The organism is Pseudomonas sp. 1912-s (assembly GCF_029269205.1).
In the GTDB taxonomy this organism is placed as follows: Bacteria; Pseudomonadota; Gammaproteobacteria; order Pseudomonadales; family Pseudomonadaceae; genus Aquipseudomonas.
This window is the reverse complement of sequence record NZ_JARIXR010000014.1, coordinates 135,614-150,142: the sequence shown is the minus strand read 5'-3', so window position 1 is coordinate 150,142 and position 14,529 is coordinate 135,614. Positions and strand designations below refer to the sequence as shown.

Annotated in this window: 16 protein-coding genes and 1 pseudogene; 8 read left to right on the top strand and 9 right to left on the bottom strand. The window is 62.5% G+C overall.

The annotated features are described in order from the left end of the window. Positions 1-67: 67 nt before the first annotated feature. Positions 68-1,570, bottom strand: coding sequence for an amino acid permease (locus tag P3C29_RS18860; RefSeq protein ID WP_275965165.1), 1,503 nt, complete (start codon positions 1,568-1,570; stop codon positions 68-70). After that, complete coding sequence (locus P3C29_RS18855; protein ID WP_010169746.1) at positions 1,567-2,829, bottom strand: aspartate aminotransferase family protein; 1,263 nt, start codon at positions 2,827-2,829, stop codon at positions 1,567-1,569. Before P3C29_RS18855 ends, P3C29_RS18860 begins: the two co-directional genes overlap by 4 nt. A 240-nt stretch (positions 2,830-3,069) precedes the next feature. Here P3C29_RS18855 and P3C29_RS18850 point away from each other — a divergent pair, with 240 nt between their 5' ends. Then, entirely contained in the window at positions 3,070-4,254 is a 1,185-nt protein-coding gene (locus tag P3C29_RS18850; protein ID WP_169388198.1) for a DUF2252 family protein, read from the top strand. 117 nt (positions 4,255-4,371) lie between these two features. On the opposite strand, the gene yghX is transcribed toward P3C29_RS18850, so the two are convergent. Together yghX and P3C29_RS18840 are read right to left on the bottom strand one after the other, a co-directional pair. Beyond that, positions 4,372-5,259 (bottom strand): YghX family hydrolase, encoded by an 888-nt coding sequence (yghX, locus tag P3C29_RS18845; RefSeq protein ID WP_010169744.1) that lies wholly within the window; start codon positions 5,257-5,259, stop codon positions 4,372-4,374. A 44-nt stretch (positions 5,260-5,303) separates the two neighbouring features. Beyond that, the gene (locus P3C29_RS18840) at positions 5,304-5,798 is read right to left on the bottom strand and encodes a PaaI family thioesterase (protein ID WP_275965164.1); all 495 of its coding nucleotides are present in this window, start codon (positions 5,796-5,798) and stop codon (positions 5,304-5,306) included. 118 nt (positions 5,799-5,916) lie between these two features. Here P3C29_RS18840 and P3C29_RS18835 point away from each other — a divergent pair, with 118 nt between their 5' ends. Both P3C29_RS18835 and P3C29_RS18830 read left to right on the top strand, forming a co-directional pair. Further along, positions 5,917-6,471 (top strand): YceI family protein, encoded by a 555-nt coding sequence (locus tag P3C29_RS18835; RefSeq protein WP_201123664.1) that lies wholly within the window; start codon positions 5,917-5,919, stop codon positions 6,469-6,471. Positions 6,472-6,514: 43 nt separating this feature from the next. Continuing rightward, complete coding sequence (locus P3C29_RS18830) at positions 6,515-7,669, top strand: MFS transporter (RefSeq protein ID WP_275965163.1); 1,155 nt, start codon at positions 6,515-6,517, stop codon at positions 7,667-7,669. Here P3C29_RS18830 and P3C29_RS18825 read toward each other — a convergent pair. Then, positions 7,666-8,556 (bottom strand): DMT family transporter, encoded by an 891-nt coding sequence (locus P3C29_RS18825; RefSeq protein ID WP_275965162.1) that lies wholly within the window; start codon positions 8,554-8,556, stop codon positions 7,666-7,668. The genes P3C29_RS18830 and P3C29_RS18825 overlap by 4 nt on opposite strands. Positions 8,557-8,649: 93 nt before the next feature. Between P3C29_RS18825 and P3C29_RS18820 the strand changes: the two genes are divergently transcribed. Beyond that, entirely contained in the window at positions 8,650-9,978 is a 1,329-nt protein-coding gene (locus P3C29_RS18820) for a PLP-dependent aminotransferase family protein (RefSeq protein ID WP_275965172.1), read from the top strand. Here the strand turns inward: P3C29_RS18820 and P3C29_RS18815 are convergent. Then, complete coding sequence (locus P3C29_RS18815; protein WP_275965161.1) at positions 9,975-10,616, bottom strand: LysE family translocator; 642 nt, start codon at positions 10,614-10,616, stop codon at positions 9,975-9,977. The genes P3C29_RS18820 and P3C29_RS18815 overlap by 4 nt on opposite strands. A gap of 213 nt (positions 10,617-10,829) precedes the next feature. Next, positions 10,830-11,261, bottom strand: coding sequence for a nuclear transport factor 2 family protein (locus P3C29_RS18810; RefSeq protein WP_275965160.1), 432 nt, complete (start codon positions 11,259-11,261; stop codon positions 10,830-10,832). A gap of 290 nt (positions 11,262-11,551) precedes the next feature. Here P3C29_RS18810 and P3C29_RS18805 point away from each other — a divergent pair, with 290 nt between their 5' ends. Next, entirely contained in the window at positions 11,552-12,022 is a 471-nt protein-coding gene (locus P3C29_RS18805; protein WP_169388205.1) for a RidA family protein, read from the top strand. A gap of 6 nt (positions 12,023-12,028) precedes the next feature. After that, positions 12,029-12,178: pseudogene (locus tag P3C29_RS18800) on the top strand (CPBP family intramembrane glutamate endopeptidase); the annotation flags it as partial. An 81-nt stretch (positions 12,179-12,259) separates the two neighbouring features. Here P3C29_RS18800 and P3C29_RS18795 read toward each other — a convergent pair. Both P3C29_RS18795 and P3C29_RS18790 read right to left on the bottom strand, forming a co-directional pair. Further along, positions 12,260-12,679 carry a hypothetical protein gene (locus P3C29_RS18795; protein WP_275965159.1) on the bottom strand — a complete coding sequence of 140 codons (420 nt, stop codon included), beginning with the start codon at positions 12,677-12,679 and terminating at the stop codon, positions 12,260-12,262. 125 nt (positions 12,680-12,804) lie between these two features. Further along, entirely contained in the window at positions 12,805-13,608 is an 804-nt protein-coding gene (locus P3C29_RS18790; RefSeq protein ID WP_275965158.1) for a helix-turn-helix domain-containing protein, read from the bottom strand. Positions 13,609-13,724: 116 nt separating this feature from the next. Here P3C29_RS18790 and P3C29_RS18785 point away from each other — a divergent pair, with 116 nt between their 5' ends. Together P3C29_RS18785 and P3C29_RS18780 are read left to right on the top strand one after the other, a co-directional pair. Then, entirely contained in the window at positions 13,725-14,045 is a 321-nt protein-coding gene (locus P3C29_RS18785) for a DUF2834 domain-containing protein (protein WP_275965157.1), read from the top strand. Then, the gene (locus tag P3C29_RS18780; RefSeq protein WP_275965156.1) at positions 14,042-14,455 is read left to right on the top strand and encodes an MAPEG family protein; all 414 of its coding nucleotides are present in this window, start codon (positions 14,042-14,044) and stop codon (positions 14,453-14,455) included. The genes P3C29_RS18785 and P3C29_RS18780 overlap by 4 nt, the downstream gene beginning before the upstream one ends. The last annotated feature ends 74 nt before the right edge of the window (positions 14,456-14,529 follow it).

Here is a 14,529-nt window from a genome sequence, read left to right as displayed (position 1 = left end):
AGCTCCTTGTGGGTGACAAGACAAAACCCCGGCGTTCGGGGTTTTGTTGTTTGGCTGCAATCAGCGACTAGTGATCGAGCAATTTGCTGCTCGGCCCGGCGGTGCCATTGTTAAGGCGCGTGCGCAGCGAGAACCACCACCACAGCACACCGACGCCGAGTGTAACCCCGGTGGTGACGGCGCCGGTGTGGCTTTCTTCCGGCACGCTCAGGGTCAGGATCACCGCGATGGCCCACAGGCCGCCGAGGATGATCATGGGCAACAACCAGCGGCCCAGGCTGAATACACCGTCGGGCGCCCCGGGCATCCTGCCGTTTTTATAGGCCAGGTACGCGGCAATCAACGTCAGCAGGTAGGTGCAGTAGTAGGTCAGGCCGACCATCGAGTAGATCGCGGTGACAAACCCGCCGCTCGCCAGGTTCAGCAGTACGGCGATGGCGGTGATCAGCACAATCGCAGCGACCGGCGTACCGAAGTGCGGGTTGATCTTCGCCAGCACGTTGGAGCCCGGCAGCATGTTGTCCCGGGACAGGGCGAAGGTCATGCGCGTGGCCACGGCCATATTGGCGATCAGGCAGGCGAGGATCGAGGCAAACGCGATCACGATCATGCCCATGCCGGCGGCGTTGCCCAGTTGCAGGCGCACGATATTGATCACCGGGTTTTCGCTGTGACTGAGCAACTCGCTGACCGAGCCCGGGATCGCAATGCTCAGCAAGGCGAACACCACGAAGCCCAATACGCTGGACACCAGCACCGCGCGAATCATCGCCCGGGGTGCGGCGCGGCGTGGGTCTTTGGTTTCCTCCGACAGGTCGGCGGCGCCTTCCCAACCCAGCAGCACCGAGACCGGCAGCAGGGTGGCGAGGGCGAGGGTGGTAAAGCTGATGCCGGCGCCGCTCACCGGCTGCGCCGAGGTCAGGATCGCCACGCCCTGAGTGTGCTCGAAGAAAAAAAACACCCCGAAGAACAACGCAATCGCCAGCAGCACGGTGCCGATGATTTCGATGATTGCGCCGATGTCGTTGATGCGTGTGGCCAGGCGTATCCCGCAGATGTTCAGCAGGCCCACCACCAGGGTCGCGCCGATGCTCAGGCCCTGGATCTGGCCCTGTGTCGGGTTGGCCCAGATCTCCGGTGCGAACACCGTGCCGATGGCCGCCGAGGTGGCTGCAGTTCCCGCCACAAACGAGGTGAACGCGACCCAGCCGGTAAACCAGCCGAAGTGATTGCCCGCCAGCCGGCTGGACCATTGGTAGGCGTAGCCGGTAAGCGGAATGCGCCCGGCCAGGTGGCAGTAGACCATGACGATGCAGCACACCAGCGGGATCACCAGCAGCCACAGGAGAATGCCGATACCGCCGACCCGGTTGAACGGGTCGGCGAACAGCGTGACCACCCCGGTGTTGATCGAGACCATGGAAAAGGCCAGGGCAAACGAAGTAAACGAACTCATGGTGCGGTGCATCTTTTGCTCGTAGCCGAGGCTCGCGAGGTCGGCGTCGTCGCTGGACAACGGTGCCTGGGCATTCGGCGGGGCGGTCACGGTGTTTTCGACAAATGTGCTCATGGCCGTTGCTCCTCGATGATGCCGATCACCTCGTCCAGCACGTCGAGGGCCTTGGCCAGCAACGGGCGTTCGATATCCAGCGGCGGCTTGACCTTGATCAGGTTGCCGAGCCCTGCGTAACGGCTTTCGCCAAACAATACGCCGCGCTCCACTCCAAGGCGATACACCTCCTGGGATTCCCGGCAGGCCGGCTCCTTGGTGGTGCGGTCCTTGACCAGCTCAATGGAAGCCATCAGCCCTGGGCAGCGCACGTCGCCAATCAACGGGTGGCGGGTTTGCATGTCCTTGAGGCGGGCGGTGATGTAGTCGCCGGAGTCCCGCGCTTTTTCGCAGAGGTTGTCGGCGACGATGGCTTCCACCGTGGCGTAGCCGGCGGCCAGCGAGACCGGGAAGTGGCCGAAGGTCAGGGCTTCTTCGCCTTCGTCGAACCACTTGAGCTTGTCATCGGCCAGGATCCCGGCCAGGGGGAAGCCACCGCCGACGCCCTTGCCGAATACGATGATGTCGGGCAGCACGTCGTAATAGTCCGCAGCAAACATCGTACCCATGCGGCCGAAGCCGGTTTGGACCTCGTCAAAAATCAGCAGTACACCGAGGCGGTCGCAGATCTCGCGTACGCCCTTGTAGTAGGAGCGCGGGAATTCGATGTGCCCGCCATTGCCCTGGATCGGTTCCATCATCACCGCCGCCACGCCACCGTCGACGCCCTTGAGGATGGTTTCTTCCAGCAGGCCGAGGCACAGCTGCGACTCGGTTTCCGGGTCCATGCCCAGGCGAGTGCGGTAGGGGTTGGGATGGGGCACACGGGTGAAGCGCGGTTGAATCGGCAAAAACGGGTTGTTCGGATGGGGCCAACTGGCGCCGAGGGTGGCGAGGGAGCGGCCGTGGTAACCGTCTTGCAGCACCAGCAGGTTTTGCGCGCCGGGGCGGTTCTTGAAGGCCAGTTTCATTGCCATTTCACCGGCGAGGCTGCCATGCAGGGCGAAACCCATCTGGTTGAGGGCGCCGGGGGAGACTTCTCGTAGCTTCTTCACCAGCCGGGTGTGGGCGGGCGAACCGAAGTTGGGGCGGATGTGGGTCATTTCGCGCAATTGCGCGACGGCGGCTTCCACCACCCGCGGGTCATTCGCCCCCAAATTGTTTGACCAGGCCTGGGCGGTACAGTCGATGTATTCCTTGCCCTGGTCGTCCCATACCAGCGAGCCTCGGGCCTTGACCAGGTTGATCTTGGCGGGTGCGGTGTTCATCACTTCATTCATCTGCTTTATCTCTTTTGTTAGGGCGGCAGTGTTTGGGGATGTGTGCAGTTAGGGTTGTGACTCGCTGCATCGAGTTGCCCCGATGCTAGTCCCGGGGGCGGGAGGAATAGAAAGACCGATTGCAGTGGGATTATTTGGTGTGGCTTATTAATCAGGCGCTCCGTTAATAGAGCTTCTTGAAACAAAATGAAACATTTGTCGCGGGCAAGCCTCTACCGTAGCCCCATGACGAGTGCCTCTATGAAAACGCCGCGTCCCTCTTCGCGAATGCCCCACCTCACGCAACTGCGCAACTTGAAGATGGCGCGCTCCGCCCACGCTTATGTGCGGGGCAGTACGGTTCAGTTTTATGAGTGGCTGCACAGCCAGCACGGCCGGCGCTTGCCTCACGGGCCGGCGATCTGGATCTGTGGCGACTGCCACGCCGGCAACCTCGGGCCCACGGGCGACACCAAGGGCCGGATCGACATGCATATCCGTGACCTTGACCAGGCGGTGATCGGTAACCCGGCCCATGACCTGGTGCGCCTGGCGTTGTCTTTGGCCACTGCTGCCCGGGGTTCGGATTTGCCGGGGGTGACCACCGCCCGCATGCTCGAAGAGATGATGGTGGGGTACGCCCAGGCGTTTAAGGACAAGCCCGACGAAGCACCGCCGCGCCCGTCCCAGGTCAAGGCCGGGATGCGCAGTGCGGTGGAGCGCACCTGGAAAAATCTGGCCCGGGAACGTATCGAAAGCACTCGACCGACGATTCCATTGGGCAAACATTTCTGGTCGTTGTCCCGGGCGGAAAAGTCAGCCCTGGAGACGTTGTGCGCCTCGGATGAAATCCACCGGCTGGTCACCTCCCTTAAAGGCCGGTCCAACGATGACCAGGTTGAGTTGCTGGACTCGGCGTATTGGGTCAAGGGTTGCAGCTCCCTTGGGTTATTGCGGTATGCGGTGTTGTTGGGGGTAGGGGATGGGGCTGATCAGGAGTATTGCCTGATCGATATCAAGGAAGCGGTTGGCGCTGCGGCGCCGCGTGCGGCCCGGGCGAAGATGCCTCGGGATAACGGCCGGCGAGTAGTGGAGGGCGCACGGCATTTGTCACCGGCGTTGGGAGAACGGATGCTGGCGACGCGGTTTCTGGACCACGGGTTTTTCATCCGTGAATTGCTGCCCCAGGACATGAAACTGGAACTGGATGAACTCAGCGAAATAGATGCGATGCACGCGGCCGGGTACCTGGCGCGGGTGGTCGGCGTCGCGCATGCACGGCAGATGGACCGGGATACGCGCAAGGACTGGATGGCGATGTTGCAGGAGAACCGCTCGAAGCGGCTGGATGCGCCTTCGTGGCTGTGGACCAGCGTGGTGCAGTTGGTGGGGAGCCACGAGGAAGGGTATTTGAATCATTGCCGGCGGTATGCGCTGGAGCACTGACCCGGGAAACACCTGAATCACTGTAGGAGCTGGCTTGCCTGCGATGGCATCACCGCGGTGCATCTGACACACCGAGGTGATGCCATCGCAGGCAAGCCAGCTCCTACATGATCGGTTTCAGGCCAGGTATTTCTTGAACCAACCCAACGTCCGCTCCCACGCCAGATTCGCCGCCGCCTCGTCATACCTCGGCGTCGAATCATTGTGGAACCCATGATTGGCGCCCTTGTAGATAAACGCCTCATACGTCGTACCCGCGGCCTTCAACGCCTTCTCATACGCCGGCCAGCCCTCGTTGATTCGCGTATCCAGTTCACCGTAATGCAGCATGATCGGCGCCTTGATCCGTGGCACGTCCTTGTCTTGCGGCTGGCGCCCGTAAAACGACACCGCCGCGCCCAGTTCCGGATACGCCACCGCTGCCGCATTGGTCACGCCGCCGCCGTAGCAGAACCCGGTGATCCCCACCTTGCCGGTGCTGGCGTCGTGGTGCATCAGCCATTCGATGGCGGCGAAGAAGTCGTTCATCAGCTTCTCGGGGTCGACTTTCTGCTGCAGTTCCACGCCTTTCTCATCGTTGCCGGGATAGCCACCCACCGAGGTCAAGCCGTCCGGCGCCAGGGCGATAAACCCGGCCTTGGCCAGCCGGCGGGCGACGTCTTCGATATACGGGTTCAGCCCACGGTTCTCGTGCACCACCACCACCGCTGGCACCTTGCCGGTGGCCTTGGCCGGGCGCACCAGGTAGCCCCGGACGGTACCGTTGCCCTTGGGTGACGGGTAGGTGATGTAGTCGGCGACGATCTCCGGGTCGGTGAATTTTACCTGCTCGGCCAAGGCATAGTTGGGGCTCAGGGCGGCGAGCAGGGCCGACGCCGTCAGCCCGCCAAAGGTGAACAGCGCCGCGCGGTCGAGAAATTCCCGGCGGTTGATCTTGCCGTGGGCGTAGCCGTCGTAAAGCTCCAGCAGTTCAGGGGCGAAGTCTTTGGCGGTCAAACGAGTCATCGGTGGCGTCCTCGATTAGCGGTGGGACTGAATGTAGACCAGTATCAGGCTTCCCGGCCATGGGCCGCGGCGGCCAATCGCCCGGTGTCGACCCGCACGAACACCGAGTCGCCAATTGCCGTCAGCACGCCATCGGCGTACACCTCGCACACCACGCGGGTCTTGCGGCCGACCTCACCCTTGACTTTCGCGCGCAAGGTCAGCGGCACGCCCATCGGCGTGGGCTTGATAAATTTTATGCCCAGGTTACCGGTGACGCAGTCGATACGCGGCAGGGTCCCCGGTTCACGCTGTTCGGCCTGGTAGTGATAGGCCATGGCGGTCCAGTTCGAATGGCAGTCCACCAGCATCGCGATCAACCCGCCGTAGACCAGGTCTGGCCAGCCGCAGTATTGGGCGTCGGGCTGGTGCTCGGCGATCACGTGGATGCCGTCGGCGTCCCAGCGACTCTTGATGTGCAGGCCGTGGGGGTTGCTGCTGCCGCAACCGTAACAGACGCCTTCGGGGGCGGTGGTGTCTTGCAGGGAAAGCGCGGGCATCGTGGCTCCTTGTTGTTTGAGTTCCGTCGGGGCACGAGCCTAATGCCAGGCGCGGGAATAAATCCAGCACCTACGCTGTTACTACTGCACAGCGTGTTCATTTCCAGTTGAGTACCCCATGAAACGTCGATTGCTAGCCGCCTTCCTTACCCTCGGCACCTTGTCCAGCGCGTATGCCGTGGAATACACCGACGTCAACCCGGCGGCGAGCACCATCAGCTTCACCTATGACCAGATGGGCCAGCAGGTGTACGGCACCTTCGGCACGTATTCGGCCACTCTGCGTTTCGATACGCAAAACCCCGCTGCCGCCAGCACCGTGCTGACCATCCAACTGCCGAGCATCAATGCCGGCAGCGACGACGCCAACACCGAACTGCCCAAGCCCGGCTGGTTCGACATGACCACCTACCCGGTGGGCACCTTTACCTCCACCCATATCACCGACCTGGGCGACAACCGCTACCTGTTCAGCGGCAACCTGACCCTCAAGGGCCAGACCAGGCCGGTGGAGGTCAAGGTGGCCCTGAAGGAGCAAAGCGGCATTGGCGTGTTCGACGGCGAATTCGTGCTCAAGCGCGACGACTTCAAGATCGGCGCGGGCGAGTGGGCTGACAGCGTGGTGTCGAACGAGATCCTCATCAAGTTCAAGATGGTTGCGCCTGAACGCTGAGAGCTGAGACTCTGGCGACTCTGAATAACCCCCCGGTAACGTCATGGACGATATTGCTTACAGCGACAAACAACGCTGGCTGGCCCTGACCCGCATCAACACCCTGTCGGTGCTGTCCCAGATTGTGCAAATCGGCACCATCACGCCGTTGCTGTCGTTGTCCCTGGAACAGAAGGGCGTGGACGCGGCGAAAATCGGGGTGATCGTCAGCGCCTCGTGGATCGCGATCCTGCTGCTGTACAAGGTCGTGCCACGGTTGTTGGGGCACCTGGGGTTGGTCAGGGCCAATCTGCTCAGTGTGGTCCTGACTGTGCTGGGGCTGATCGGCATGACGCTGACCAGTGAACTGGCGCTGCTGTTCACGTTGAACTTTGTGCTGGGCATTGGCTTGATCCTGCGCTGGATCGCTTGTGATACCTGGATCGTCTCCGTGGCCACCGACAGCGAACGCGGCCGGGCCATTGGCGTGCACGAAACCCTGATGGGCCTGGGAATTGCCGTCGGGCCCTTGCTCCTGGTGGTGTTCGGGGTCGACAGTGCGATTCCCTATTACGCCTGTGCGGCCATCGTGCTGCTGTCCGGTGGCCTTGCGTTGAGCTTGAAAGGGCACGATTCGCGGCCGAAAACACCGGCGGAGAAACGCCACGGCAAACTGTTCAGCGTGATCCCGGTGGCGTTGTGCGGCGCGTTTATCGCCGGGTTCTCGGAGACCTCATCGGTGTCCTTCCTCGGTGCCTACAGTCTCTCGACGGGCTATGTGCTGACGGCGGCGACGTTGCTGATCTCGGTATTCGGCATCGGCGGTACCGTGCTGCAACTGCCCATCGGCTGGATGGCGGACAGAAGCTCGTACAAGACCGGCCAGTTGGTCTGCGGCCTGGTGGTGCTGCTGGGCACCCTGGCGATTCCCTTCAGCCAATCGCTGCCGTGGTTGTCGACGCTGATCGTGTTTGTGTGGGGCGGCGCGATTGGCGGCATGAACACCCTGGCGGTGATCGAGGCGGGAGACCGGGTGGCCGAGCATCAGGTGTCTACCGCGATGACTGCGATTGCGCTGTTCTACACCCTGGGCAGCGTGCTCGGGCCGATTGCCACGGGGGCGACGGTGTCTTACGTCAGCCCTCATGGCTTGATGATCAGTGTCGGCGTGGCCGGTGGACTGTTTATCGCGTTGCTGATGTTGAGGAAGACCGCCTAGCGCGCAAACTTTTTCGCGCCCGCCACACAGGCAATCACCGCGACCGTCACCACCAGCATGCCCAGGCTCACCTGTTCACGCAGCAGCGTGGCCGCCAGTGCCAGGCCAAAGAACGGTTGCAGCAACTGCAACTGCCCCACGGCGGCGATGCCGCCCTGGGCCAGCCCGCGATACCAGAACACAAACCCGATCAGCATGCTGAACAGCGACACATAGGCCAGGCAGAGCCAGGCGGGCAGGCTGATGCCGGTGAAAGACTGCGGGGCGAAAATCGCCGTCAGTGGCGCGACGATCGGCAGCGAGATCACCAGTGCCCAGCAGATCACCTGCCAGCCGCCCAGGGTGCGCGAGAGTTTGGCGCCTTCGGCATAACCCAGGCCGCACACCACAATCGCGAGCAGCATCAGCACATCCCCGAGTGGCGCGGCGCTCAGTCCTTGGGACACGGCGTAGCCCACCACCAGCAGGCTGCCGAGGATCGAGAACAGCCAGAACACCGGCTTGGGCCGCTCGCCGCCACGCAACACGCCGAACACCGCAGTGGCCAACGGCAGCAGGCCGACAAACACGATGGAGTGGGCGCTGGTGACGTACTGCAAGGCCAATGCGGTGAGCAGCGGGAAGCCGATCACAACGCCCAGCGCGACGATTGCCAGGGGCAGTAACTGGTGGCGGGCCGGGCGCTTTTCCTTGAACAGCCACAGCAGGCACAGGCCGAGCAGGGCGGCGATGGTGGCGCGGGCGACGGTCAGGAACACCGGATCAAATTCCAGCACCGCCAGGCGCGTGGCGGGCAGTGAACCGCTGAAGATCACCACGCCGATAAAGCCATTGATCCAGCCGCTGGCGTTGTGTTCCCGGGTGTTGAGGTGGGTGGTGCGTTCCATGGGCGTAGGGCTCGATGAAAGGATAAGTTGCGTCCTTCGCATCCTATGATTCACCCTTAAGACAATCAAAGAATTGTCATGGATACATCGCCTATGCCTCGCGCCCGCTACAAGACCCTGGTGGATACGTTCGCGCGGGATATCCGCTCCGGCACACTGGCGGCGGGCACCCGTTTGCCGACCCACCGCCAGTTGGCCGCCAGCCACGGCCTGGCGCTGGTCACGGCCAGCCGGGTGTACACCGAGCTGGAAGCCATGGGCCTGGTCAGTGGCGAGACCGGGCGCGGGACCTTTGTGCGGGAAATCGCGTTGTCGCCGGGGCAGGGCGTCGGTCAGATCGCGGTGGCCGCGGGCATGATCGACCTCAACTTCAATTACCCGTCGCTGCCGGGCCAGACTGACCTGCTGCGCACGGCGTTGCGCCAATTGGCGCTCTCCGGCGACCTGGCCGCACTACTGCGCTATCAGCCTCATGCCGGCCGCCTGCATGAGCGGGCGGCGGTGGCGCGGCATCTGGCGAGCCGTGGCCTGACGGTGCAAGCCGAGCAGGTGCTGATTGTCAGCGGGGCCCAGCACGGGCTGGCGGTGACCATGATGTCGCTGTTGAAGCCCGGCGATGTGGTGGCGGTGGATGCGCTGACCTATTCCGGGTTCAAGGTACTGGCCGAGACACTGCACCTGGAAATCGTCGCGATCCCGGTAACTGCGACCGGGCCGGACCTGATCTTCCTCGAAAAACTCTGTGCGCGGCGCCCGGTACGTGCGGTGTACAGCATGCCGACCTTGCATAACCCGTTGGGTTGGGTGATGAGCATGGAGCAGCGCGAGCACCTGGTGGCGATTGCCCGCCGGCATGATTTGACCCTGATCGAGGACGCCGCCTACGCGTTTCTAGCCGAGGACGCGCCGCCACCCTTGGCTGAACTGGCGCCGGAGCGCACGGTGTATGTGTCGGGGCTGTCCAAGAGTGTCGCCACCGGGCTGCGGGTGGGTTTTGTTGCCGCGCCCCAGCCGTGGATGGCGGCGCTGGAACGTACGGTCATGGCCACCACTTGGAACACCCCTGGAGTGATGACTGCCGTCGCGGCTGCGTGGCTCGACGACGGCACCGTGCAGCAACTGGAAGCGCAAAAACGCGAGGATGCCCGGGCGCGCCAGGCGGTGGCCGATGAGGTGTTGGCGGGGCTCAATGTGATCCGCCATCCGTCCTCGTATTTCTTGTGGCTGCCCTTGCCGGAAGACGCCCGCGCCGACCAGATCACCATGGCGCTGGCGCGGGAAAATATCTCGGTGTCCACCGCCGAGCCGTTTGCCGTCTCGGCCCACGTGCCCCATGCCTTGCGCGTGGCGCTGGGGTCGGTGGATCTGCAGGTGCTGCGCGAGGCGCTGGTGAAAGTGCGCTGGGCGGTGGAGGCGTACTAGGCCGTTTGCCGACGCATCGTCAGCAGCAGTGTGCCGAACGCGATAAAGGTCGAGCCCACTACCCGGTCCACCCACTTGGAAAATGTTGGCCGCGCAAGCAAGCCTTTGGCCTGTGCGGCGAGCAGGGCGTACAGGGTCAGCGACAATGCCGACAGCGCCATGAAAATCAGGGTCAGCACCATGAATTGTGGGAGCAGTGCGCCGTGCTGGTTGATGAACTGCGGGAACAGTGCGGTAAAAAACAACACGGCCTTGGGGTTGGTGACGGCGGTCAGGAACGCCAGCTTGTAGAGTTTCCAGGGCGAAGGGGCGTTGACCCGCGTCGGTGCCTGGGAGTTGGCGGCCAGCAATGGGGTCTTCTTGAACAGGCTTTTGGCACCCAGATAAAACAGGTAGCCGGCACCGAGGATTTTTACCCCGTTGAACACCCATTCGGAGCTGAGGATCAACGCACCCAGCCCCAGCATCGCCGCGGCGGATACGCAGAACACGCCGCTGACATTACCCAGCGATGACCACAGCGTTGAGCGTGCGCCATAGGCCAGGCTGTTGTTCAGCGCCATCAGGATCGCCGGGCCCGGGCTGGCGATGGCAATGGCGGCGACGAGGGTGTAGGCGAGTAGGGAGTGAAAGTCCATGTTCAGGCTCGGCGTCTGGTTAAAGCGCGATCCTACCCCTTTTTGAGTGTGGCCCGGGAGCCCCTGTGGCGAGGGAGCTTGCTCCCGCTGGGCTGCGTAGCGGCCCCAAAACCTTGGGAGCGCTGCGCACTCCAGCGGGAGCAAGCTCCCTCGCCACAGCAAGCCCCCTCACCACAGCAAGCTCCTTCCTCACAGGAAAGCATCCGGCTGTTATCAGAACTTGTAGGCCTGGCGCCCAATCAGCAGCCACTTGCCTTTCTGTTTCTGCCAGACCTGGAAGTTCTCAATTTCGGTAGGCACCTCAACGCCACTGTTCACCGCCTGGGCGGAAAAGTGGTTGCGCACCAGGGCGGTGTCGCCATTCAGGGTGATGGTCTGTTTCTGCATTTCCAGGGTCTTGAAACCGCTTCTGCCGGTTTCAATGTCCGCGATAAATTCCTGCTTGTTCTGGGTCTTGCCGCTGGAGTGGCCGTAGGTGAGGTTGTTCGCAGTGAGGGCCTGCAGTTGCGGGATGTCCTTGTGCAGCATGGCCTGGGTCAGGTGATCGACCGCAGCGGCTACATCCTTGTCACTCGCAGCAGGGGCGGCGGCCGCGTAGCCGCTGAACAGGCACAGAAAACCAATCAGAACCTTGACGTTTTGCATGGGTGTTTCCTTGTTGTTGTGGGGTACTGGTACGACACAGGAGAGATTTTGTAGTCGTCGTACAACCATGCCGTATTTCAGGTCGTCAAGGAAAGTGAAATTTCTCGTGGGCCCGTATATAGGCGCTATCGAATACTGTTGGTTGTCGTATCACTGATGAAATGCTCGGCAGTACTTCCAGAGCAAATGGCACATGGCTATGCTGTGGCCGGAACACCCATATCCCCAAGACCCTGGGCGATGCGGTGGATGAATGCCAGCGCCGCAACAGCCAACAAGGACAACCACACATGACACCGGATCAAAAGTACGCGGCCGCCATGGTGCGCCTGGGTTATCAACTCAACGAGTTCAAGATCGGCGGCAACTACACGCCGCTGTTAAGGGATGGCAATCACGTTTACATCAGCGGCCAGATCCCGCGGGTGGGCGACGCCATCGTGCTGCCGGGCAAGGTCGGTGAAAGCCTCAGTCTGGCCGACGCACAGATTGCGGCGGGCGTCAGCGCGTTGCGTTGCCTGGGGCTGCTCAAGCAGGCGCTGGGCTCGCTGGATCAGGTCAAGGCGATCCTGAAGATCAATGTGTACGTACGCAGCGCGGAGGACTTTGACCAGCAAAGCGAAGTGGCCAACGGCGCGTCCGACCTGCTGAACGAGATTCTGGGCGCGGCTGGGGCCCACACACGCACCTCGGTGGGCGTGCTGCAACTGCCCAAGGGCGCAGCGGTGGAAATCGACATGGTCGCCGTGGCACAGGGCTGACGCCGGGTGATCGCCGAGGCCTTTGCGGTACTGGTCCACTATGGGGTGTATCTGCTTCCCGGGCTGATCCTGTTTGGCCTGTGGTTTGTCCTCACGCCGAAAACAGTGCCGGGCGTGCGCATCGTTATCCTGCTGCTGGCCTGCGGGCTGGTGCGCCTGCGCTACGGCGTGGTGGCGGCGACGGCGACCCATGGCAGGGCGATTTTGCTGATTGCCGTGCCGATGGTGTGAGCCGCTTCAGGCTTGCACATCAACGCCGATGTGCGCCTGCAGCCAGTCCTTGTACACCGCGATGTTGTCCGTCGACTGGTCGCCGTTTTTCGCGGTGACGGTCTTGCCGTCCAGGCGCCCGATATCGAGCAGGTACTGCAGACCGTTGGCCACGTGAGTGGCGTCGCTTTTGCTGAGGGACTGCACATCAGGCAATTCGACGGCATTGTTTTTATCGTCGAAGGTCGCCCACGACGGATTGGCTCTGGCGGTGGCAACGGTTTGCGCGGTCGAGCGCACTTGCTCCTGATAGCTGGCTTCCAGCTTGGCCTTGATCTCTGGTGTGGCGTTGATGACCTCAATCCTCCCGGCCCGAAGCGTGCCGTTTTCCATGGACTGAGTCAGGCTCTTCTGGGCCAGTGCGATAAGGCTGGTGCTTCCGATCATGATGCTGCTCCCTGGTTGGTAACGGGAGCACAGCAAGAGTCAGGCCATGTGCTGCAAGCCTTGTGCTGCGGGGCGCGCGGGAACAGGAGAGTGGTCAGGGGTTGCCGGATCCGGCAAGGCATTGCCTATTTCGACCGTTCATACGCCGCAGTCATCACCTGCCACGTCTGTGCATCCGCCGGAATCAAATGCTCGATGCGCAGGGACGTCACGGTGATGTCCTGCGGCATGCCGAAGGTGGTGAAGGTCGACATGAAGTTCAACTCACCTTCCCGGGAGTGGAGGCATGTCAGCACCAGTGGCGGCAGTTCATTGGCCAAGGCCCCGGGGCTCTGCGGGGCCGGCAGGCTGTCCAGAATCCTGGCAAGTTCCGGATTGCCCAACGCCTCGCGGGATGCACGTTGCCAGGCGACGGTGCGGATTTCTTCGGCGTTGACCAGATGATCACCCAGGCGGCCAGGCTGCAGCAGGGTGACCAGCAAATTCAGCCCCTCAGCCGCCTCCGGCTTGATCCCCACCAGATCGAACAGCACCTGGGTACTGGCATTGGCGGCGAGCACTTCCCAATGGCTGCCCAGCACGATGGCCGGTGCAGGATTGTTCGCGTGCAGCACATGGTTGATGGCCTCGCGAATGGCTTCCATCGACGGTGACGCGAGCGGAGTCGCCTCATAGCGTGGGGCGAAGCCGGCGGCCAGGAACACGTTGTTGCACTGCTCCAGCGGGGCCTCCAGGGCCATCAACAGATTATGCAACGTGCCCGGGCTGGGCTTGGCGCGACCGGTCTCGACACAGCTCAAGTGGCGCTGGGAAACCCCGGTGATCAGCGCCAGTTCCAGCTGGCTCAATCGGGCTTGCCGACGCAGCGCGCGCAGTTGCGAGCCAGCGGTGGTGTCGGGGTTTGCGCGGGGGAAAGGTGGGCTGCTCATGGGCTGACTCTGGCCGTGCGGGTCGGTGATGTCGATGACCTGTGAGGTCATTGAGAAGGGACGGACGTTATCACTAATGTGCAGCTTCCCGAACCGTTGTCTCCAAGGAGGAGAGCATGCACAGACCCTGGATCGCCCTTGTCGGGTTGTTGGCGTTTGCCCTGTACACCGTGATCACGATGCTGATGGCCGAGCAGTCGCTCATGGCGTTCGGGCGTGAATTGATGGCGAGGCCGGACACTGCCCAGGTGGTGATTGACCTGTACCTGATGGCAGTGATGGCGTGCGTGTGGATGTACCGGGATGCGCGGGCCAGAGGAAAGTCACTGGCGTCGGTGCTGCCGTATTGGTTGATAACGGCGGTTTTTGTGTCCGTGGGGCCGCTGTTGTATCTCGTGGTCAACGGGTTCCGCCGCTGTTCGGGGAGCCGACGATGACGGTGTATGCCCTGTGCGTGTTGGTACTGTTCATCAAGATGTTGGCGATCTCTTGCTATCAAGGCTATTTCCGCCTCAGGCACCTTGCGTTCATCAACAGTGAGGATGCCGGCTTCTTCAAGCGGGCGGCTAATTCGCAGGAACTGCCGCAAGTCAGCCGAGGTGCCAGAGCCTGGGCGAATGACCTGGAGAATATCCCGTTGTTCTTTGTCCTGGGCGGGTTGTGCGTCGCATTGGAGGCGACCAGCGTTGCCACGACCTGGTTGTTTTGCACGTTTACCGTCGCCCGGGTGATGCATACGCTGATGTACTTGAACGGCCGCCAGCCGTGGCGTACGGTCGCTTACTGCGTGGGAGTGGCTTGCCTGTGCGGGCTGGCCGGTCTGCTCGGCCTTAGCCTCACCGAGTAACCTGTGGCGAGGGAGCTTGCTCCCGCTGGAGTGCGCAGCGCTCCCGGAATTTTGGGGCCGCTACGCAGCCCAGC